Origin of the sequence: Arcobacter defluvii, from assembly GCF_013201725.1 — a bacterium.
Classification (GTDB): domain Bacteria; phylum Campylobacterota; class Campylobacteria; order Campylobacterales; family Arcobacteraceae; genus Aliarcobacter; species Aliarcobacter defluvii.
The window spans coordinates 644870-666232 of record NZ_CP053835.1 but is presented as its reverse complement, the minus strand read 5'-3'; the positions used below and the strand labels follow the sequence as shown (position 1 = coordinate 666232).

The window sequence follows — 21363 nt, the reverse complement described above, 5'->3', positions numbered from 1 at the left end:
GATATTATGTTTATTTATGATATTATATCTTAATAATTTTGGAGAGAGTCTTAATAATGATAAATAATATTTCAATACTGAAAAATATAACTATTTTATATGCAGAAGATGAAAAAGACTTAAGAGAAGTAACACATCAAATTTTAAAAGGCTTTACCAAAAAGCAATATGTTGCACAAAATGGACAAGAAGGTCTAGAACTTTTTAAAAAATATGAGAATGAAATTGATTTAATTATTACTGATGTTAATATGCCTATTTTAAATGGTTTAGACATGGTAAAAGAGATAAAAAAAATCAATATGAATATTCCTATTATTGTTGCAACTGCATTTTCAAATAAAGAGTATTTACTTGAAGCTATCGATATTGGTGTTGATAAATATGTTTTAAAACCTATTGATATTGCAAAACTTTTACAAGTAATGTCACAATCTTTGATTTATCATGAATTAAAAGATTTATACACAGATAAACTAACAAATCTTCCAAATAGAAATAAACTAAAAAAAGATTTAGATGAAAACAATATTGATTTAATGGCATTATTAGATATTGATGAATTTTCAACAGTAAATGATTTATTTGGTGAAAAAATTGGTGATACAATTTTATATGAGTTAGCTAATAAATTAAAAAGCTATTTTAGTGATGAAGAGTATTTTGTATATAGAATTGAAGCTGATAAATTTGCAATTGTTGCAAAGCAAAGTAATAAAGATGTAAATGAATTTTATGATATATGTAAAACATTCGCTGATAAAATTGAAAAAGAATCATTACTTATTGATGAAGATGAAATTGATATAAATATAACTATTGGAATAGCACAAGGAGATGGAGCAAGAGCGTATAAATACTCACAAAGAGTTATAAATTATGCAAGAACAAAACTTCAAAGAATTATGATTTATAATGAATCATTTAAAATCCAACAATCTTTTGAAGAAAATATAAAATGGGTAAAACAATTAAAAGTTGGATTCAGAGAAAATTTATTTCAAGCCTATTTTCAGCCAATTGTTGATACCCAAACAAAAGAAGTTCATAAATATGAGGCACTTATTCGTTATGTAACAAAAGAAGGTGTTGAAATAGCTCCATATAACTTTATAAATGTTGCAAAAAAGACAAAACTTTATCCAAACATCATAAAAATTGTTATACAAGATGCTTTTAAACTAATAAAAAACAAAAACAAAAGAGTTTCGGTTAATATCTCTTTTGATGATATTGCAAATGAAGAAACAACTGCATTTATTTATGAAGTTTTAGAACAAAATAGAAAATATACTCAATTTTTAGAATTTGAAATTTTAGAATCAGAAGAGATTTCAGATTTCAATGAAGTTTCAAAATTCATTGCAGAAATTAAAAAGTTTGATTGTATTGTGGGAGTTGATGATTTTGGAGCTGGATATTCAAACTTCAACTTATTAACTCTTCTTGATATTGATTTCGTTAAGATTGATGGTTCATTAATTGAAAGAATTAATAGTTCAAAAGATTTAGAAATAATTGTAAATACAATTGCTAATTTTTCAAAAGAATTTAAAGTAAAAACTGTTGCAGAATATGTATCAAATGAAGATATTTATAACAAAATAAAAGAGTTAAACATTGATTATTGTCAAGGTTATTACTTTGAAAAACCTTTGAGTTATGATAGTATCAATTAGATTAAGTAGTTAATTACTTAGCCAATTTGATATTATATTTTCTTTCTTGAAAAGTTTAGTTTTTATTCTGGTTATATTTGCAATACAAACTAATTCTTTTGCAGCTGTTTGTAAATCATCATTAATTATTAAATAATCGTAATCTTGAAAAAATTCAACTTCTGCTTTAGCATTTTTAATTCTTTTTTCAATAATTTCTAAACTATCTGTATTTCTACTATTTAATCTCTCTTCTAAAACATTTAAAGATGGCGTTGTAATAAATACTGATGTAACTAAAGCATTTATCTTATTTCTAACAATTTCATGACCTTGAACATCAATATCAAAAATTATCAATTTACCCTCTTCTAAAGCTTTATTAATAGGTTTTAATGATGTTCCATAATAGTTATCATGTACTTTTGCATATTCTAAAAAATCATTGTTTTTTATATCTTCTTCAAACTCTTCTTTAGAAACAAAAAAGTAATCAATACCATTTACTTCTCCAACTCTTGGAGCTCTTGTTGTAGTTGAAATTGAAAAATAGTAATTATCAATATTTTTATATACTTCTTTTAATAGAGTTGATTTTCCACAACCGCTAGGACCTGAGATGATTAAAATTGCACCTTTTTTCTCTTTTATCATCTTATTTTTCCTTTAAAGTAATTCTAACATCAACCGTTTCACCACTTGAAAGTTTATCAATTACCGTTTGATCAAATTTTTCAAGTAAAGGTCTTAATTCATTTATATTAAAATTACTTAGAACTAAATTATAAGGCTTAATAGGCTCTTTTGTTAAATCAAATTCATATTCTTTAACTTCGGCTAAAGCATCATCAATAATAGATGAAATATCTTTCCAATCATTTTTTTCAAGATTTATTTCATTTTGAATATTATCTTCTCTTAGAATATCATTTATTTTATCTAATTCTCGAGAATCTAAAACTCCACCCATATTTAAAGAAGCAAGGCTAACTATACTTTCATCTTCATCTAAATCAAATTCTTCTTCTATCTTTTCTTCCATATCATTATCTATATAATTTACAATAGGAACAGTAACTTCTTCATCTTCTTCATCATCATAAGAGGTAAATGTTGTTACTTTTCTATTATGTTCATATTCCTCTTCTTCTTTAATAATTTCTAATTGTTCAACTAAAAGTGATTCTAACTTTGTAGGTAAAAATGGTCTTGGAATAATAAAATCTCTTGATTTATCAAAAGGTAATTCTTCAGAACTAATAGCACCTAATTTTTTTGAAAGTTGCTTAAGTGAATTAAATTTATCATCTATAAAATTTTGATCTACAACTATTAAATCAAATTTTTCATTTATACTATTTGTTTTTTGAATAGTTAGATTTATATTTAATCTCTTACAAACTAAAGTAAAAATATGTTCAATAATTGCTGTTTCACAAATTAATAATAAATTCACTTTATCTCCTGCAATTTCAATTGTTCTAACTTATAAACTTTATCACATCTCATTGCAAGTTCATTTTCATGTGTTACTAAAATAAGACCTGCATCATTATTTTTAATATAATTAAATAGAGTATTCATTACAACATTTGCTGTATCTTTATCCAAGTTTCCTGTTGGTTCATCTGCAAAAATAATCGCTGGTTTTTTTGTCATAACTCTTGCAATCGATAATCTTTGTTGCTGTCCACCACTTAATTCACCAACACCTTGATTGATAACATATTCTATATTTAATTCTTTTAATAAATTATTATCTATTTTTTCACCACTTAATAATGTGGCTATTTCTAAATTTTCAATTGCTGAAAAGCCTCGAAAAAGATAATGTGCTTGAAAGATTATACCAAAATCATCTCTTCTTATCTTTAAAAGATCATTTTGTTTTATTGAATACATATCTTTACTTTTAAAAACAACATTTCCAAAAGATGGTTTTAAAAGAGAAGATAAAATATTTAAAAGTGTTGATTTTCCACTTCCACTTGTACCAATTATAGCTATTGATTCTTTTTTGTGAAGAGATAAATTTATATTTTTGAAAAGTTCGTAATCAAATTTATGAGATAAGTTATTAGCTTGGAGTAAAAGGTCATCTGCAATGAGCGTATCTTTATTATTAGCTTCACTCATTACATATTTCCTTTTATTTTTTTACATTGTAGTTTTAATTAACTACTAATTATTTACCCATTTGTTTTGCAACTTCTGCTGCAAAATCTTCTTCTTTTTTCTCAATACCTTCACCAAGTTCAAATCTAATGTACTCAGTGATTTTAATAGATGCATCAACTTCTGCAATTGCTTGCTCAACAGTTTTTTTATCATCCATTACATAAGCTTGAGATAAAAGTGCAAATCTTCCATCTAATTGAGTATTATCAGTGATATATCTTTCAATTTTTCCTGGAATAATATTTGCCCAAATTTTTTCTGGTTTACCTTGAGTTTTTAATTCTTCTTCAAATTTAGTTTTTGCAGCAGCAATTGCTTCATCTGTTAATTGAGATCTAGAAACAAAATCAGGAATATTTTTTAATGGTTTTCCTAATCTTTTTAACTCATCATTTTCAGCTTCAATTTCTGCTCTAATCGCTTTATTTTCAGATTCAACAAACTCTGCATCTAAATCTTTATATGAAATTACTGTTGGTTTCATAGCAGATGCGTGCATTGCAATATTTCTTAATAATGCAGCTGCTTTATCTTTTACAGCTTCATCACAAGTAGCAGCTAAAACAACTCCTACTCTTCCTGTTGCATGAACATATCCATTTACAACTTGTCCTGAAACTAAAGCAAGTTTTCTAGCTACCAAATTTTCACCGATTGTTGCAATTTTTTCATTTAAATAAGTTTTAAATTCTTGTCCATTAATTACAGAAGTTGTTAAAACTTCAGCTGAAGCAATTTCATTACTTAAAGCGTGATTTGTAATCTCTTTTGTTAAATTAACAAAATTTTCATTTTTTGCAACGAAATCTGTTTGTGAATTTAATTCTAATAAAGCAGCTTTTGTGAAGTCATCATTAACTAAAACAGAAATTAAACCTTCAGCAGCTACATTTCCAGCTTTTTTAGCAGCTTTACCTAAACCAGCTTCTCTTAAAGCTTGAACAGCTTTTTCTAAGTCACCACCAGTTTCATTTAGTGCATTTTTACAATCAAGCATTCCTGCACCAGTCATTTCTCTTAATTCTTTGATTAATTGTGGAGTTGCACCTGCCATAATTATGCTTCCTCTACTTCTGAAATTTCAGACTCACCTTCTGCAACAGCTTCAGCGATTAACTCTTCTGTTTCTTCAACAGTAACAGGTTCTAATTCAACACCTGTTTCATCTGATAATACAGCTTTCCCTTCATTCATTGCTGCAGCCATTTCGTTGCAGAATAAGTGAATTGATCTAATAGCATCATCATTTCCTGGAATTGGTAAATCTACAACATCAGGGTCACAGTTTGTATCTAAAGGAGCAACAACAGTGATTCCTAATCTTCTAGCTTCTTGAATTGCAATTTTTTCTTTAACAGCATCAAGAACAAACATCATATCTGGAAGTTTGTGCATTTCTTTGATACCACCAAGGTATAATTCTAATTTTTCTTCTTTTCTAGTAAGCATTAAAGCTTCTTTTTTAGTTAAAAGATCTAATTGACCTTCTTCTCTCATTTTTTTAATAATTTCTAATTTTCTAATTGATTTTTTAATTGTTCCGAAGTTAGTTAACATACCACCTAACCATCTATGGTTAACATATGGCATTCCACAAGAAATAGCAGCTTTTTTGATAGTTTCGCTAGCTTGTTTTTTAGTACCTACGAAAATCATAGTTTCACCTTGAGCAGCTCTGTCTCTAACAACGTTATATGTATATCTGAAGTATCTTAACGTTTTTTGTAAATCTATAATATAGATATTTTTTCTAACACCGAAAATGAATTTTTTCATTTTTGGATTCCATCTTCTTGTTTGGTGTCCGAAGTGTACACCACACTCTAATAGGTCTTTCATTGTAACCATGAGTAATTCTCCTTGAATTATTTTGTATTTATTTTTTGTAAAGGGTTTAGCCTCTGTGCCCCTTAATGTCAAGATTTCTCTTGTCACAACCCATACAAGGATTGACACATGTGAGGTTCTAAATAAAATTAGAACCGTGATTTTATCTAAATTAAATTTAATTTAACTTTAATCTTAATTTAACAATATTTTTAATTTGTAATTAGATAAAATTAAATTTCAATATAAAAGGATAGATTTTGAATTTGCATGAAAAACTAAATGAATTAAAAGTTGAAATAGCAAAAGGCGTTGTTGGTCAAGAAGAGATGGTAAACTCTATTTTAATTGGACTTCTTACAAATGGTCATATTTTACTAGAAGGTGTTCCAGGTTTAGCAAAAACTACAACTGTAAAATGTGTATCACAAGCTTTAAGTCTTAATTTTAAAAGAATACAATTTACTCCTGATTTACTTCCTAGTGATATTATTGGTGCTCAAATTTTTGATATGAAAACTAATGAATTTAAAATCAAAAAAGGTCCAATATTTACAAATTTACTTTTAGCAGATGAAATCAATAGAGCTCCTGCAAAAGTGCAATCAGCACTTCTTGAAGTTATGCAAGAAAGACAAGTAACAATAGCTGATGATACCTTTAAAATAGATACTCCTTTTTTAGTTTTAGCAACTCAAAATCCAATCGAACAAGAAGGAGCTTATACTTTACCTGAAGCTCAACTTGATAGATTTATGTTTAAAATTGTTGTTTCATATAATACAAAAGAACAAGAGTATGAAATAGCAAAAAAAGCTACAATGAACTCTTTTGAAGAGATAAACAAAGTTTTAGATAAAGATATTTTAGAAAAACTAAAACAAGCAGTTAAACAAATACATATTGATAAAGAATTAGAAGAATACATTATTGATATTATTGATGCAAGTAGAAATCCAAAAGATTATGGATTAGAGGAATTAGTTGATACTATACATTTTGGAGCAAGTCCAAGGGCAACTATTGATATGTTTAAAGCTGTAAAAGCTAGTGCATTTTTAAGAGGAAATGATTTTGTTTCTCCAATTGATATTGCACTTGTTGTAAAAAATATTTTAAGACATAGAATAATTTTAACTTATGAAGCAATGGCAAAAGAGATAAATGTAGATGATGTTATTCAAAAAATTTTAGAGAAAATTGTTATTCCATAAAATATGAATCAAGCTTTAAAAAAAATACTCATAAAAACAAAAAAACAAGTTTTTTCTGAAATCATTGGAAATAATAGTACAAAATTAAAAGGTGAAGGCTATGATTTTTGTGAACTAAAAGAGTATGAATATGGTGAAGATGTAAAAAATATTGATTGGGTTATAAGTGCAAAAATGCAAAAACCATATGTAAAAGTTTTTTATGCACAAAAAGAGTTAAATGTAAATATTGTTTGTTTATTAAATGGTTCAACATATTTTGGAACTGATATTTTTAAGCAAGATATTATCACTCATATTGCTTCAAGTTTAGGATTTATTTGCATAAAACAAGGTAATCCTTTCTCTTCATTTATAGCAAATGAAAATCTTGAAGTTTGTACAAAAAAATCAAAACAGATTTTTAATGTAAATTTTATGGCTGAACAACTTTATAATTATAATGTAATTGGTAAAAATATAGATTATGAAAAAATTACTAAAGAACTTTTTAAAGCCATTCATCAAAAATCACTCATCTTTTTAATTGGAGATTTTTTTGATATTGAAAAACTTGATTTAAAACTACTTTGTCAAAAACATGAAATTATTGCACTTATAATTAGAGATAAATTTGAAGAAAATCCTTTAGAACTTGGTAATGTAAGTTTTATTGACCCAAACAATAATAAAATGTTTGAATCAATTTTAAATAAAAGTGCAGTTTCAGAGTATGAAAAAAAAGTTTTAGAAAACGATCATAAACTATATAATCATCTACAAAATTGTAGTATTAGATTTACAAAAATATATACAAATGAAGATCCAATAAAAAAACTAATTGGAGTTTTAAAATGAATGAAGATATTTTATCAAAACTCAATGACATAAAAGAGTTAGAAAAAATACCTGATAACTCTATTTTTATCTTTGCATTATTAGTTTTTTTAGGAATTTTAGTTTTATTAAGTATTGTTTTTTTAATCATCAAATTTTTAAAAAATAGAAAAAAAAGTCCACGAAAAATCTATTTTGAAATTTTAAAGCAAATAGATTTTGAAGATGCAAAAAAATCAGCTTATCTTATAACAAAATATGCAAGATTAGTTGCTTCAAATGAAAGAGAAAAAAAATTGGCAAATGAGTTAATAGATGAACTTGAAAAATATAAATATAGAAAAAATGTTGAAATTATAAATAATGAAATCAAAAATAAATACTCAATTTTTTTGGAAGCTTTAGATGTTTAATAATTTCACTTTTGAATATCCATATTTTTTATTATTAATCTTTTTATTTATATTTTGTTCTATTTTTTGTAAAGCAAAATCACCTTCTTATTTAATTCCACATTTAAATATTTTTCAAAAAGTAAATCAAAAATCAAATTTAATAAACTCTATTTTAAAATATTTGATAATTATATTTTCAACAATTGCTCTATCAAGTCCTATAAAAATAAATGATACTATTTTATTAAAAAACGATGGAATAAATATTATTTTAGATTTAGATGCAAGTTATTCTATGAATGAAAGAGATTTAGATGAAAACCATATAAAAAGTCGTTTTGATGTTGTAAAAGAGATAATAAAAGATTTTATGACAAAAAGAGTTGCTGATAATATAGGAGTAGTTTTATTTGGAGATTCGGTACTTATTTCAAGTCCTTTAAGTTTTGATAAAGAGGCTCAAAAAGAAATTATTGATTATTTAGATGTTGGAATGGCAGGTAAAAATACAGCATTGATTGATTCAGTTGCTTCAAGTATAAATATTTTAAAAGATAAAAAAGCAAAATCAAATATCATAATTTTATTAAGTGATGGAGAAGATAATTCTAGTTCCATTCCAATCGAAGTTGTAATAAAATTATTAAAAAAGTATAATATAAAAGTTTATACAATTGGTATTGGAAATTTTAATAACAATATTTTAAATTCATTAGCAAAAGAATCAAATGCAAAAGCTTATGTAGCTTATTCAAAAGAGGATTTAAATTTAATTTATGAAGATATAAATAAACTTGAAAAATCTAAAATTGATCAAAATAAAATTATTTTAAAAGATTATCTTTTCTTTTACCCACTATTTTTTTCAATTTTATGTTTAATTTTATTAATTTATTTAAGGAATAAAGAATAATTGTTTTATTTAATAAGAAGGATTCGTTATGTCAAAAAATAAATCTGCATTGAAAATTTCTTTGCTTTATTTTTTATTTAGTTTTTTTTGGATTTATTTCTCAGATTTAGCACTTAATCTATTTTTTAAAGATTTAAATAATGCGCAATTTTTACAAACTATAAAAGGTTTAATTTTTATTAGTTTATCTTCAATTTTACTATATTTCTTAATCAAAAATTTTTTCAAAACTTTGCAAAATGAAAAATCTCAACTACTTAAAACTAATGAAATTTTAGAAAAAATCATTGAAAATGCTCCTGTAATAATATTTTGGAAAGATAAAAAAGGAGTTTATCTTGGTTGTAATACTGCGTTTCTTGAATTAATGAATTTAAATACTAAAAATGATTTACTTGGGAAAAAAGATTCTGATTTTCATATTAGTGAAAAAGAGAACTTTATGAATGATGATATGATTGTTATTACTACAAGAAATGCAAAATTGAACTATATTGAAACTGTAACAGCAAAAGATAAAAGTTTAAGATTTTTAAATACCTCTAAAGTACCTTTAGTCGATGATAAACAAAATATTATTGGTGTGTTAGGTGTTTCGTTAGATATCACTGACCAAATAAATAAACAAAATCAAATTAAATCTCAAGAAGAACTAATTATACAACAATCAAAACTTGCATCTATGGGAGAAATGATAGGAAATATTGCTCATCAATGGAGACAACCTTTGTCTATTATTTCAACTCTTTCAACAGGAATGAAATTACAAAAAGAATTAAATATCTCAAATGAAGAGTATGAAAAAGAGTCGTTAGACAATATAAATGAAAATGCTCAATATTTATCTAAAACAATTGATGATTTTAAAAACTTTTTTAAAAAAGATACTATAAAAATATCTTCAAATACTAAAACAGTTTTTGAAAAAACTTTAAAACTTATAAATTCAAGATTAAAAAATAGAGATATTGAAATAATTCAACATAATTCCGAAATTGAATTTGAAACTTATGAAAGTGATTTAATACAAATTTTTATAAATATAATAAACAATTCAATTGATGCTTTTGATAATATTAAAACAAATAAATATATTTTTATAAATACAAAACTTGAAAAAGATAAAATAATTATTGAAATAAAAGATAATGCAGGTGGTATACCACAAAATATTATAGATAAAATTTTTGAACCATACTTTACAACAAAAGGTGAAAAACAAGGAACTGGTATTGGGCTTTATATGTCAAAAGAAATTGTAAGTAAACATCTAAATGGAACAATTACAGCCTCAACAGTAAATTTCGAATATTTAAACAATCATTATACAGGTGCTCTATTTCAAATTATTTTACCTATAAAAAAAACTATAATGGAATAAAAATTGCATATAAAAATCCTAAAAAAAAGGATTTCATATGACACCAAATGAATACATAAAAGAATATAAACTTGAATGGCAACCATCTTTTAATGGTTCTATTTCTTCAAATCTAAATGCTTATAGGGGAGCATTAATTATTGAAGAAGGTAAAAAACTTTCTGAAACTAAAATCATGCCTCCAAAAGCTCAAGCAAAACAAGTTATCATGATAAGTGAAAAGGATAAAGTTAAATTCTTTGCTTGTGAGTTAGAAACATTTAACTATTTTGAAGCATTCTTTGAAAAATATAAAAGTTTCTTTGATAAAGATTCTATCATCGTACTTTATGTTATAGATTTAGATGGAAATGGTATTTTTGAATACGAAGGTATTAAATTTAATGCTATTATGTTATATGAAAACTCAGTATGGAATGAAGTTTTAGATTTTGTATCACTTGAAAAAGGTGATTTGAAAAAACTTTCAAATGAAGATAAATTAGTTGCAATTTATGATGAGTTAGCGAATTTAGAAAAAGAAGAAGTTAATAAAACTTATGATGAGATGTTAGCTTTAATAGGAAATACTAAAAAAGCTCTTATGGGAGCAGTTTGATTAAATAAAGAGTTTTACTCTTTATTTAAAATCTTTAAAACTTCCTCTTTATCAGAAAATGGAAATTTTTTATCATAAATAATTTGTGTTGACTCATCGCCTTTTCCAAGAAGTAAAACAACACTATTCTCATCAGCCATATCAATTGCTTTTTTAATAGCTTCTTTTCTATTTATTTCAACTTGAACACTTGGATGATTTTTTATTCCAGCTAATATATCTTCAATAATCATATCAGGATCTTCAAATCTTGGATTATCACTTGTTACAATAATATGTTTTGAATATTTTGCTGCAACTGTTCCCATCAATGGACGTTTAAGTTTATCTCTATCTCCACCTGCTCCAAATACACAAATAATATCTTTATCATTAAAGCTTTTTAGAACTTCATCCATTCCATCAGGAGTATGAGCAAAATCAACTATAACTAAAGGATTAACACTAATTGTTTCCATTCTTCCACTAACTCCACCAAAACCTTCAAGAGCTTCACAAATCTCTTCTAAAGGTTTTTTTGTAGTTATGTGAACAGCTGCAACTGCAGCCATTAGATTGTAAACATTAAAAATTCCCATCATATAAGATGAAAAAGAGTAATGTTTTCCAAAATGATTAAACATTACATGCATACCATTTTTAAAAGAGTATGCATCAACTTTATATGTTGATGGATTTTCTAAAGAGTATGCAAATCCATTTTTTATGTTGTATCTTACTTTATCATCATCTTTATTGATTAGTTTTGGTGATTCATCTTCAAAAAATGAATTTTTAACTCTTATATACTCTTCAATTGTTTTATGATAATCCAAATGATCTCTTGTTATATTTGTATGGATTTTTAAAGCAAACTCTAAACCTTCAATTCTTTTTTGTTCAATTGCATGAGAGCTAACTTCCATAACAAAAAAATTACAACCATTCTGTATTGCTTTTTGAATATGTGCAAAATTTCCAAGTTGAACAGGAGTTGTTAAAGAGTATTCTTCAACTCTTTCGTCATTTATAAAAAAACCTCGTGTACCTTGTAGTGCAACTTTATAACCTAAATCTAAAAGAATTGAATAAATAGCTGCAGCTGTTGTTGTTTTTCCATTTGTTCCAGTTATTCCAATAACTTTGATGCTTGACATATCTAAGTGATTTTTTAATTCACTTGCAGTTATTATCTCATGGCATCCATTATCAATTGCACTTTGTTTAAATTTTTCATTCTGTTTTGAAACAACAAAAACAGAATTTTCATCTACTTCATTTGAATTATCAGTATAAATTCTATTATTTATGATTAGTTGCAAGTTTTTTCTCTTCCAATTTTTTATATAATTTTTCTATTTCTTTATCATAAGAAAAATATTCATTAAATCCATCAAGATATGTATAAGCCGTACTGTTAAAATCATTATCAATCAATTTTGTTACAAAATCATAAAAATCATCTCTATTTTCAATTGCAACTTTTGTTGAAAACATTATATCTTCAAAAGCTATTCGAAAAGAGCCCCTTGATTCAATCAATTTTTTGAAATCTTCATATCTAATTGCATCTAGAGATTCAACAGTTGATGTACTTAAATCTTTTAATATCTCCATCATTTTATCTATATCACCATCATAGGCATTTATAACATCTTCTACATATCTTATTGCTTCTTCTAAATTTTCATCTTTTATTATCGAGAAATAGTCATATAATGACATTGCTTTTTGAACATCTTCACTTGCAACATCACAAAAAAGGGCATAAATAGGATACTCTTTATTTTTTGGGAAATTTGATGATAGTTGAGAATATAAAAATAAAGCTTCATCAAATCTTTTTTGTACAAAAAGTGAATTTGCCTCATCTAATAATCTACTTTCATTTATCATTATTATAATTCCTCTAATTTATTTTCCATACCTAATGGTACATTTACTATTTCTAAATCTGGGTGTATTGCTGATTTTAATTCTTTTTCTACAATAAATTTTAATGTACTTCCACTAGCGCTACAGCCAACACATGAACCTTGTAGTTGTACAAAAATTCTTGCATTTTTTATATCTAATAACTTAATTGCTCCACCATCTCTTGCTAACATAGGTGCAATTTTATTCTCAATAATTGAACTTACAGGTGTAAGTAAATCTTCATCTGTAAATGGTATCATTTATTTTTTACCTCTTTTGCTTTTCTCTTTACAAAATATATTCCAATAGCTGTAATTACTAAAATTACTGCTATTGTTTGAAATATAAAAGAGAGTGTTACTTCTTCTTGAAACATTATTTTCCTATTTTAAAACTTCTTCACATCTATTACAAAGAGTTTCTTCAGCTGTTGCTGTAAACTTCCAACATCTTGGACATTTGTGTGCAACTGCTTTGTAAACTTCAAAATCTTTTCCATCAATTTGGAAACTTCCAAGTATATCAGAGTTTTGTTTATTATTTGTTACAGAACTTACTAAGAACCAATCACTTGATTCTACTTCATCTAAAGCTAAAATTTCTTCACAATTTGTATAAATCATCAACTCTAAAGTTGATTTGATAACTTTTTCTTTACTTAATGAATCTTTTATTTCAGAGAATTTTTCTTTCGCCTCTATCAAAATTTCTTCATTTATAGAAGACTCAACTTGTGGCAAGTCAAATTTTTTATAATCAAAAATATCTTCACAATTTTCTTTTATAAATTTTGGAGCAAACTCTAATAATTCATCCATTGTATATGTTAAAATACAAGCTAAAGTTGAAATTAACTTTTTAGCAATTAGTGCCATTGCACTCTGTGATGCAAGTCTGTGAATATCATTTTTATCATCGCAATACAATCTATCTTTACAAACATCAAGATAAATTCCAGATAAATCAACAACTAAGAAGTTATTTAATTTATTTAAACCTTTTGAAAATTCATAAACACTAAATGCAGCTTCAATTTCATCAAATACTTTTTTAGCTTTATTTAATATCCATTTATCTAATGGACCCATTTTAGAAACATCAACTATCTCTTCTAAATCACTAATATTTGCAAGTAAAAATCTTGCTGTATTTCTAATTTTTCTATATAACTCGCCATTTTGTTTTAGAATATTATCAGAGATTTTTAAATCAGATTGATAATCACTCATTGCAACCCAAAGTCTTAAAATTTCACTTCCATACTCTTTTATAACTTTATCAGGAGCTACAACATTCCCTTTTGATTTAGACATTTTTTCACCTTTTTCATCAACAGTGAATCCATGTGTTAAAATCGATTTATAAGGAGCAATTTCACTTGAAGCAAGTGTAGTTAAAAGTGAAGATTGGAACCAACCTCTATGTTGGTCACTTCCTTCAAGATACATATCAGCAGGGAAAGTTCCAGCATCGTAATTTCTACTTCTTAAAACTGCATTTTGAGTTGAACCACTATCAAACCAAACATCTAAAATATCTAAAGTTTTTTCTAAATCATCAGGATTTAATCCACTTCCTGGATATAAAAGTTCAGAAATTTCTAAATCATACCAAGCATCACAACCTTTTTGTTCAAAAATCATTGCTGTATAATTTAAAACTTTTTCATCAAAAATGATTTCATCAGTTTTTTTATTTCTAAAAAATGCAATTGGAACTCCCCAATCTCTTTGTCTTGAAATACACCAATCAGGTCTTCCTTCTAACATTGCTTTTAATCTATTTCTTCCCCATTCTGGATAAAATTTTAGATTTTCAACTACTTCTAAAGCATTTTCTCTTAATGTATTATTTTTATTACCATATTTATCATCAATAGAGATAAACCATTGTTTTGTTGCTCTAAAAATAATTGGGGTATGTGTTCTCCAACAGTGTGGATAAGAGTGTCTAATATCTACTCTTTTCAATAAAGCACTTCCTAATTCTTCTAAAATTAACTCATTTGCTTTGAATACATTTAATCCTAAATATTTATCAGTATCCTTAAATAATTTTTCTCTAACTATTGTTTCATCATATTTTCCATATGCATCAACAGGCATAATAACATCAAGATTATAAACAAGACCAACTTTATAGTCATCTTCTCCATGTCCTGGTGCTGTGTGAACTGCTCCAGTTCCTGAATCCATCATAACATGATCACCTAAAACAATTTTAGAAGTTCTTCCATTTAATGGATTAATTGCAAATGTATTTTCTAAATCTTTTGGATTAATAGTTTCAACAATTTCTCCAGAAATTACACCACTTTCTATTAATGAGTTATATAGTTTACGTGCTACTATAAATTTATCAGAAGTTTTTACATATTCTTCTTCACCATTTAATGAAATTCCTGTATTTGCAGGAAGTGTCCAAGGTGTTGTAGTCCATATAACTATACTTGCATCAATATTTTCATGTTTAAACGCTACAAATATTGAAGGAGATGTTTTATCTTCATATTCAACTTCTGCTTCAGCAAGTGCTGTTTGAGCAGCCCAAGACCAATAAACTGGTTTACTTCTTTGAACTAATAAACCTTGTTTTGCAATTGCACATAACTCTCTATAAATATTTGCTTCAAATTTAAAATCCATTGTTAAATAAGGATTTTCCCAATCAGCAATAACTCCTAATTTTTTGAATTCATCTTTTTGAATTTCAACAAATTTAGTTGCATGGTCTCTACATAATTGTCTTAATTTTGATTTTGGAAGCTCTTTTTTCTTTTCACTACCAATTTTTTCTTCTACTTTTTGTTCTATTGGTAAACCATGACAATCCCAACCTGGAACGTATCTTATTGATTTTCCTTCAAAATAATGAAATTTGTTAATAATATCTTTTAGAATTTTATTTAAAGCATGACCAATATGAATATTCCCATTTGCATAAGGAGGTCCATCGTGAAGTGTAAATGATGGACACTCCACTCTATTTTTTTTCATTTTTTCGTAAACTTTTTTGTCATCCCATTGCTTATATTTAACAGGCTCATTTTGAGGGAGATTCCCTCTCATTGGAAAATCTGTTTTTGGAAGCAATAAACTCTCTTTATAATCCATTATAACACCTTCATTTTTCAAATATTTATTGTTTTCATTAAATCGTAGATTATAGCTAATTTAATTTAAAACTATATTTAGTACAAAATTAAATTATACTTTGTTACTAAAATCCATAATTTATTTATATATTGACTAATTTTATGTAGCATTTATGTTAAATAAAAAATTTATATGATAGAATTTGCAAATATTTCACAAAAAACATAGGAAAGATAAATGAATGAAAAACACTATGAAGTAGTAATTGTTGGTGGAGGAATCTCTGGGGCAGCTCTATTTTTCGAGTTAGCAAAATATTCTGATGTAAACAGTATGTGTTTATTAGAAAAATATGAGGACTTAGCTACATTAAACTCAAAAGGTACAAGTAACTCTCAAACTATTCACGTAGGTGATATTGAAACAAACTATACTTTTGAAAAAGCAAAAATTACAAAAAGAACTGCAAAAATGATTGAAAAATTCAATCTTATGTATGATCTTCAAGATAAAATCATGTTTAAACACCAAAAAATGGCTCTTGGAGTTGGTGAAAAAGAAGTTCAATTTATAACTGATAGATATAATAAGTTTAAAGAAATTTTCCCTTACTTAGAATTATGGGATAAAGAAACTTTAAAAGAAAAAGAACCTTTATTAGTATGGGCTGATAAAGAAAGAACAAAAGAAAGACCTGAACCAATTGTTGCAATGGGTACAGCTGATCAATATACAACTGTTGATTTTGGTGCTATGACTAAAGAATTAGTTAAAGCTGGTCAAAATGCTGATTCATCAAAAACAACAGATGTATTCTTCAATTCTGAAGTTGAAGAGATTGAAAAAGTTGGAAATAAATTTAAATTAACAACAATTAATGGTACAGTTTATACAGCAGATTTTGTTGTTGTTGATGCTGGTGCACACTCTTTATTCTTAGCACATAAAATGGGTTATGGAAAACATATGGGTTCTTTATCTATGGCTGGTTCATTCTATATTACAAGTGGACATTTCTTAAATGGTAAAGTTTATATGGTACAAAATGACAAATTACCATTTGCAGCTCTTCATGGAGATCCAGATATCTTATGTGAAGGTAAAACAAGATTTGGACCAACTGCATTAGCATTATTAGTTCTTGAAAGATATAAAGGTGGAAAATCATTCTTCCAATGTTTAAAAACAATGAACTTTGATGGAAGCATTTTAAAAATCTTCTGGGATTTATTAAAAGATTCAGATATCAGAAACTATATCTTCAAAAACTTCTTATTTGAAGTTCCAGGAATCAACAAAGGTCTATTTGTTAAAGATGCAAGAAAAATCGTTCCTTCTTTAAGTGTAGATGATATTGAATATGCAAAAGGATTTGGTGGTGTTAGACCTCAAGTTCTAAACAAAACAGAGAAAAAATTAATGCTTGGTGAAGCTTCAATTACAGAATTAGAAGGAATCATCTTTAATATGACTCCATCTCCAGGTGCAACTTCTTGTTTAGGAAATGCAGAAAGAGATATTAAAAAAGTATGTCAATCTTTAGGTAAAACTTTCTACGAAGATAAATTCTTAGCAGATTTTACAGACGATAAATAATTAACTTAATTTAATAGAAGAGACTCTCTTCTATTAATCTCTCTTTTTATTCATACAATTATCCCTATTTAATACAATAATCATTACAATACATATAAACTACTTTTATTCCAAGGAAAAGTTATGTATGAAAATATATTTAATGAAAATGATATGATAAAGTTACAAGAGCTTTTAAGAACACATAATAAAACTATAACCGCTGCAGAATCTTGTACAGGAGGATTAGTAGCAAGTCTAATTACAAGAATTTCTGGTTCATCTGATATTTTTAATGGAAGTATAGTGAGTTATTCAAATAAAATAAAAAATCAAGAATTAAACGTAAAATATAAAACATTGGAAGAGTTTGGTGCAGTAAGTCATCAAGTTGTGAATGAAATGTTAGATGGTGTAATTAAAAAATTTGATGCAGATTTTGCAATTGCTATCTCAGGAATTGCCGGACCAACTGGTGGAAATGAATCGAAACCTACAGGAACTGTTGTTATTGGTTTTTGTGATACAAAATCCCATAAAATGGTTCATACACATCATTTTACTGGTTCAAGAGAAGAAGTACAATTTCAAGCTGCAAAAACATCTTTAAAAGAAATTTCAAAATTTATAAAAAAAAGTCTTGACAAATAAAATAAATTGCACTATAATTCCAGTCCAATTTAAGTAGAACAACTTAAAAAAGGACAAATATGTGACCCGTTAGCTCAGCTGGTAGAGCATCTCACTTTTAATGAGGGGGCCGATGGTTCGAATCCATCACGGGTCACCATTTTTTTGTTGCATAATCTTGGCCCCTTCATCTAACGGTTAGGATTCATGGTTTTCATCCATGCCACAGGGGTTCGAATCCCCTAGGGGTCACCAAGCCAAATATGCGACAAACGGTCGATTAGCTCAGTTGGTAGAGCGCTACCCTTACAAGGTAGATGTCATAAGTTCGAGTCTTATATCGACCACCATTTTTAAAGAAGTGATTATTTTAATCATTTGTGACGTTAATTTTAAGTGCGGCTGTAGTTTAGTTGGTTAGAATGCCTGCCTGTCACGCAGGAGGTCGCGAGTTCGAGTCTCGTCAGCCGCGCCACTTATAATTGTTTTTTATGTGACCCGTTAGCTCAGCTGGTAGAGCATCTCACTTTTAATGAGGGGGCCGATGGTTCGAATCCATCACGGGTCACCACTTTTTTTTGTTGCATAATCTTGGCCCCTTCATCTAACGGTTAGGATTCATGGTTTTCATCCATGCCACAGGGGTTCGAATCCCCTAGGGGTCACCAAGCCAAATATGCGACAAACGGTCGATTAGCTCAGTTGGTAGAGCGCTACCCTTACAAGGTAGATGTCATAAGTTCGAGTCTTATATCGACCACCACTTCTCAATATATATTTCCAAGTGCGGCTGTAGTTTAGTTGGTTAGAATGCCTGCCTGTCACGCAGGAGGTCGCGAGTTCGAGTCTCGTCAGCCGCGCCACTTGAGAAATTATTTTTCAAAAGATTCCTATTATAAAAATCTAGATATTATACAACTTACTTTTCTATAAGGTTGTTATAAATGTTAAAAGCAAAAAGTCTCTATCATCTGATCGTTTATAGTATATTATTTATTATTGTTCTTATATCTTTTTTTACATTTATTATTATAGACAATGCTCATGAAGAACTACAAGAAAAAATACATACACTAAAAATTGATTATACAAATAATCAAAAGGCATTAATAAAAAATCATGTCAATTACATAATTAATTTTATAGATTATTACTATAATCAAAATAAAGATACAAAATCTGTTGAAACTATTCAAAAAGAAGTAATTGAAGCAATTGAGAAATTAAGAATCACGGATAATCGTAATGAATATATTTTTATATATGATTTTAATGGTAAAGTAATACAAAGTTCAGTTGCGAAAGAAAATATTGGAAAAAACTTTTTAAATGTTATTGATCCTAATGGGAAAGAAGTAATAAAAGAATTAATAAACACTTCAAAAAAACCTTTTGGTGGTTATGTTGATTATGTTTGGTTTAAGCCTGAAATCAACAAAGAAACAAATAAAGTTTCCTATGCTAAATCTTATAATAGATGGAATTGGACTGTTGGAAAAGGTGTTTATCTTGATGAGATTGATAAACTTGTTCATATAAAAGAAGAAGAATATAATGAAAAAATATCAAATTATACTCTACAAATTACTTCTTTGACTATAATGTTGATACTTTATTCAATTTTTATTTATAAAAATGCAACTATATTGATTGTAAATGATGTAAAAGAAATTGGTAAATATTTTAAAGAATCACAAAAAAATGATAATCCTATAAATCAAAATAGAATCATATTTGGTGAATTTAAAGTTATTGCTAATTATGCAACTGATGCAATGAATAATATAAAATTAAGAACTCATATGCTTGAAGATTTAAATAAGAACCTTGAATATAAAGTAAATGAAAAAACTAAAGAACTTACAAATCTTATTGAGTCTCAAAAACAATTTATTAAAAATTCTGTACATGAAATTAATACTCCATTATCTATCATACAAACAAACATAGATTTATTAAAAATGAAAATTCCAAATAACAAGTATATTACAAACATAGAATCTGGGTCGAAAATTATTCAATATATCTATGATGATTTATCCTATCTTGTAAAAAAAGATAGAGTTATTTATGAAAAAGAATATTTAGATTTTACAACTATACTTAAAAATAGATTGGATTTTTTTGATGAAATTGCTAAATCAAATTCATTATACTTTATCAATAGCATAGAAGATGATTTATACATAAAGTTTAATAATACTGAGCTTCAAAGAATTATAGATAATAATCTTTCAAATGCAATTAAATATTCATATGCAAAATCACCAATTTTTGTAAAATTATACTATTTAAATGATGATGAAATTGAATTTTCAGTAGCTACAAATTCTCAAAAAATAGAGAATACAAATAAAATCTTTGATGATTTTTATAGAGAGAATTCTGCTCGTGGTGGTTTTGGATTAGGATTAAAAATTGTAAAAGATATATGTGATAAAAATTTAGTTATAATCAGGCTCGATTCAAAGGAAAAAGAGACAAAATTTACTTATAGGTTTAAAATAAATGAAGATACTACTACTTGAAGATGAATTGATGCTAAATAATGCAATTAGTGAATATTTGAGAAATATTGGTCATATGGTTGAAAGTTTTTCAGATGGACAAGAAGTGTTAGATAATATAAATAGTTCTTATGATTTATTAGTATTAGATATAAATGTCCCTACAAAAGATGGTTTTCAAATCTTAAGTGAATTAAATAGTAAAAAAATTTATATTCCCACAATCTTTATTTCTGCATTAATTGATATTGAAGACATAAGTAAAGCATATAATCTTGGATGTAGAGAATATATAAAAAAACCTTTTCATTTAGGTGAGTTAGGTATAAAAATAAATCAAATACTAAAAAAAGAACAAAATAACACTTCTCACATAAGATTTTCGGAAAATTATTCTTATTCTAAAGAGAAACAAACACTGTATTTCAATGGTGAACCACAAAATCTTACAAAAAAACAATTAGAAATTATTCATATACTTGCACTTAATATAAATATGATTGTTGACTTTGAAAGATTTAGAATCGATATCTGGGATGGAGAAAATATAGATAATCCAACAATAAGAGCAGAAATTTCAAGATTAAAAAAAGCATTAAAAGAAGATTTTATAAAAAATATTAGAGGACTTGGATATAAAATAGACAGATATTATTCTGTATAAAAAGCCCTTATTAAAC

20 protein-coding genes and 8 tRNA genes are annotated in these 21363 nt (G+C 26.5%); 19 read left to right on the top strand and 9 right to left on the bottom strand.

Annotated elements, in window-relative coordinates:
• Positions 1-56: 56 nt before the first annotated feature.
• On the top strand, positions 57-1679 hold the full coding sequence (locus ADFLV_RS03385; RefSeq protein ID WP_014473378.1) for an EAL domain-containing response regulator: 1623 nt from the start codon (positions 57-59) through the stop codon (positions 1677-1679).
• Positions 1680-1688: 9 nt separating this feature from the next.
• Here ADFLV_RS03385 and gmk read toward each other — a convergent pair whose 3' ends face one another.
• From gmk to rpsB, 5 genes are read right to left on the bottom strand one after another with little or no spacing between them, the layout of a single operon-like run.
• Entirely contained in the window at positions 1689-2312 is a 624-nt protein-coding gene (gene gmk, locus ADFLV_RS03380; RefSeq protein WP_014473377.1) for a guanylate kinase, read from the bottom strand.
• A 1-nt stretch (position 2313) separates the two neighbouring features.
• Complete coding sequence (locus ADFLV_RS03375; RefSeq protein ID WP_014473376.1) at positions 2314-3114, bottom strand: hypothetical protein; 801 nt, start codon at positions 3112-3114, stop codon at positions 2314-2316.
• Complete coding sequence (locus ADFLV_RS03370) at positions 3111-3794, bottom strand: ABC transporter ATP-binding protein (RefSeq protein ID WP_129010493.1); 684 nt, start codon at positions 3792-3794, stop codon at positions 3111-3113. Before ADFLV_RS03370 ends, ADFLV_RS03375 begins: the two co-directional genes overlap by 4 nt.
• A gap of 49 nt (positions 3795-3843) precedes the next feature.
• A complete protein-coding gene (gene tsf / locus ADFLV_RS03365) occupies positions 3844-4890 on the bottom strand; it encodes a translation elongation factor Ts (RefSeq protein WP_129010492.1) in 1047 nt (348 codons plus the stop codon).
• Between the two features lie 2 nt (positions 4891-4892).
• Complete coding sequence (gene rpsB / locus ADFLV_RS03360; RefSeq protein ID WP_014473373.1) at positions 4893-5684, bottom strand: 30S ribosomal protein S2; 792 nt, start codon at positions 5682-5684, stop codon at positions 4893-4895.
• Between the two features lie 245 nt (positions 5685-5929).
• Here rpsB and ADFLV_RS03355 point away from each other — a divergent pair, with 245 nt between their 5' ends.
• Genes ADFLV_RS03355 through ADFLV_RS03330 form a run of 6 tightly spaced genes read left to right on the top strand, consistent with a single transcriptional unit; the run spans position 5930 to position 10980 of the window.
• Positions 5930-6877, top strand: coding sequence for an AAA family ATPase (locus tag ADFLV_RS03355; protein ID WP_041655050.1), 948 nt, complete (start codon positions 5930-5932; stop codon positions 6875-6877).
• Positions 6878-6880: 3 nt separating this feature from the next.
• Positions 6881-7714 carry a DUF58 domain-containing protein gene (locus ADFLV_RS03350; RefSeq protein WP_129010491.1) on the top strand — a complete coding sequence of 278 codons (834 nt, stop codon included), beginning with the start codon at positions 6881-6883 and terminating at the stop codon, positions 7712-7714.
• Entirely contained in the window at positions 7711-8106 is a 396-nt protein-coding gene (locus tag ADFLV_RS03345) for a hypothetical protein (protein WP_014473370.1), read from the top strand. The genes ADFLV_RS03350 and ADFLV_RS03345 overlap by 4 nt, the downstream gene beginning before the upstream one ends.
• Positions 8099-9001, top strand: a complete 903-nt coding sequence (locus ADFLV_RS03340) for a VWA domain-containing protein (protein WP_129010490.1) — start codon at positions 8099-8101, stop codon at positions 8999-9001. The genes ADFLV_RS03345 and ADFLV_RS03340 overlap by 8 nt, the downstream gene beginning before the upstream one ends.
• 28 nt (positions 9002-9029) lie before the next feature.
• Complete coding sequence (locus ADFLV_RS03335; protein WP_014473368.1) at positions 9030-10382, top strand: PAS domain-containing sensor histidine kinase; 1353 nt, start codon at positions 9030-9032, stop codon at positions 10380-10382.
• Between the two features lie 37 nt (positions 10383-10419).
• Positions 10420-10980, top strand: a complete 561-nt coding sequence (locus tag ADFLV_RS03330) for a hypothetical protein (RefSeq protein WP_129010489.1) — start codon at positions 10420-10422, stop codon at positions 10978-10980.
• Between the two features lie 14 nt (positions 10981-10994).
• Here the strand turns inward: ADFLV_RS03330 and ADFLV_RS03325 are convergent, their stop codons facing one another.
• From ADFLV_RS03325 to ileS, 4 genes are all read right to left on the bottom strand, one after another.
• Positions 10995-12281, bottom strand: coding sequence for a UDP-N-acetylmuramoyl-L-alanyl-D-glutamate--2,6-diaminopimelate ligase (locus ADFLV_RS03325; protein ID WP_129010488.1), 1287 nt, complete (start codon positions 12279-12281; stop codon positions 10995-10997).
• The gene (locus ADFLV_RS03320; protein ID WP_014473365.1) at positions 12262-12855 is read right to left on the bottom strand and encodes a hypothetical protein; all 594 of its coding nucleotides are present in this window, start codon (positions 12853-12855) and stop codon (positions 12262-12264) included. The genes ADFLV_RS03325 and ADFLV_RS03320 overlap by 20 nt, the downstream gene beginning before the upstream one ends.
• 2 nt (positions 12856-12857) lie before the next feature.
• Positions 12858-13136, bottom strand: a complete 279-nt coding sequence (locus ADFLV_RS03315; protein WP_014473364.1) for a NifU family protein — start codon at positions 13134-13136, stop codon at positions 12858-12860.
• 123 nt (positions 13137-13259) lie between these two features.
• Entirely contained in the window at positions 13260-15989 is a 2730-nt protein-coding gene (gene ileS / locus ADFLV_RS03310; RefSeq protein WP_129010487.1) for an isoleucine--tRNA ligase, read from the bottom strand.
• A gap of 219 nt (positions 15990-16208) precedes the next feature.
• Here ileS and ADFLV_RS03305 point away from each other — a divergent pair, with 219 nt between their 5' ends.
• The 12 genes from ADFLV_RS03305 (at position 16209) to ADFLV_RS03250 (ending at position 21347) form a co-directional block, all read left to right on the top strand.
• Positions 16209-17567, top strand: a complete 1359-nt coding sequence (locus ADFLV_RS03305; protein ID WP_129010486.1) for an FAD-dependent oxidoreductase — start codon at positions 16209-16211, stop codon at positions 17565-17567.
• A gap of 123 nt (positions 17568-17690) precedes the next feature.
• On the top strand, positions 17691-18197 hold the full coding sequence (locus tag ADFLV_RS03300) for a CinA family protein (RefSeq protein WP_129010485.1): 507 nt from the start codon (positions 17691-17693) through the stop codon (positions 18195-18197).
• Between the two features lie 63 nt (positions 18198-18260).
• A tRNA-Lys gene (locus tag ADFLV_RS03295) sits at positions 18261-18336 on the top strand.
• 20 nt (positions 18337-18356) lie between these two features.
• Positions 18357-18431, top strand: a tRNA-Glu gene (locus ADFLV_RS03290).
• 19 nt (positions 18432-18450) lie between these two features.
• Positions 18451-18526 (top strand) — tRNA-Val (locus ADFLV_RS03285).
• A 48-nt stretch (positions 18527-18574) separates the two neighbouring features.
• A tRNA-Asp gene (locus ADFLV_RS03280) sits at positions 18575-18651 on the top strand.
• A gap of 20 nt (positions 18652-18671) precedes the next feature.
• Positions 18672-18747, top strand: a tRNA-Lys gene (locus ADFLV_RS03275).
• 22 nt (positions 18748-18769) lie between these two features.
• Positions 18770-18844 (top strand) — tRNA-Glu (locus ADFLV_RS03270).
• A 19-nt stretch (positions 18845-18863) separates the two neighbouring features.
• Positions 18864-18939 (top strand) — tRNA-Val (locus ADFLV_RS03265).
• 23 nt (positions 18940-18962) lie between these two features.
• Positions 18963-19039: transfer RNA gene (locus ADFLV_RS03260), tRNA-Asp, on the top strand.
• Positions 19040-19120: 81 nt separating this feature from the next.
• Positions 19121-20704: a sensor histidine kinase gene (locus ADFLV_RS03255; RefSeq protein ID WP_014473360.1), complete on the top strand. Its 1584-nt coding sequence runs from the start codon at positions 19121-19123 to the stop codon at positions 20702-20704.
• Positions 20685-21347, top strand: coding sequence for a response regulator transcription factor (locus ADFLV_RS03250; protein WP_014473359.1), 663 nt, complete (start codon positions 20685-20687; stop codon positions 21345-21347). Before ADFLV_RS03255 ends, ADFLV_RS03250 begins: the two co-directional genes overlap by 20 nt.
• Positions 21348-21363 lie beyond the last annotated feature (16 nt).

Bases quoted from the DNA above. Each gene is read 5' to 3' on its own strand.
- ADFLV_RS03250 (WP_014473359.1), top strand. From the start codon at position 20,685: ATGAAGATACTACTACTTGAAGATGAATTGATGCTAAATAATGCAATT.
- ADFLV_RS03370 (WP_129010493.1), bottom strand. From the start codon at position 3,794: ATGAGTGAAGCTAATAATAAAGATACGCTCATTGCAGATGACCTTTTA.
- ADFLV_RS03350 (WP_129010491.1), top strand. From the start codon at position 6,881: ATGAATCAAGCTTTAAAAAAAATACTCATAAAAACAAAAAAACAAGTT.
- ADFLV_RS03255 (WP_014473360.1), top strand. From the start codon at position 19,121: ATGTTAAAAGCAAAAAGTCTCTATCATCTGATCGTTTATAGTATATTA.
- ADFLV_RS03345 (WP_014473370.1), top strand. From the start codon at position 7,711: ATGAATGAAGATATTTTATCAAAACTCAATGACATAAAAGAGTTAGAA.
- tsf (WP_129010492.1), bottom strand. From the start codon at position 4,890: ATGGCAGGTGCAACTCCACAATTAATCAAAGAATTAAGAGAAATGACT.
- ADFLV_RS03320 (WP_014473365.1), bottom strand. From the start codon at position 12,855: ATGATAAATGAAAGTAGATTATTAGATGAGGCAAATTCACTTTTTGTA.
- ADFLV_RS03340 (WP_129010490.1), top strand. From the start codon at position 8,099: ATGTTTAATAATTTCACTTTTGAATATCCATATTTTTTATTATTAATC.
- ileS (WP_129010487.1), bottom strand. From the start codon at position 15,989: ATGGATTATAAAGAGAGTTTATTGCTTCCAAAAACAGATTTTCCAATG.
- ADFLV_RS03315 (WP_014473364.1), bottom strand. From the start codon at position 13,136: ATGATACCATTTACAGATGAAGATTTACTTACACCTGTAAGTTCAATT.
- ADFLV_RS03330 (WP_129010489.1), top strand. From the start codon at position 10,420: ATGACACCAAATGAATACATAAAAGAATATAAACTTGAATGGCAACCA.
- gmk (WP_014473377.1), bottom strand. From the start codon at position 2,312: ATGATAAAAGAGAAAAAAGGTGCAATTTTAATCATCTCAGGTCCTAGC.
- rpsB (WP_014473373.1), bottom strand. From the start codon at position 5,684: ATGGTTACAATGAAAGACCTATTAGAGTGTGGTGTACACTTCGGACAC.
- ADFLV_RS03335 (WP_014473368.1), top strand. From the start codon at position 9,030: ATGTCAAAAAATAAATCTGCATTGAAAATTTCTTTGCTTTATTTTTTA.
- ADFLV_RS03305 (WP_129010486.1), top strand. From the start codon at position 16,209: ATGAATGAAAAACACTATGAAGTAGTAATTGTTGGTGGAGGAATCTCT.
- ADFLV_RS03385 (WP_014473378.1), top strand. From the start codon at position 57: ATGATAAATAATATTTCAATACTGAAAAATATAACTATTTTATATGCA.
- ADFLV_RS03300 (WP_129010485.1), top strand. From the start codon at position 17,691: ATGTATGAAAATATATTTAATGAAAATGATATGATAAAGTTACAAGAG.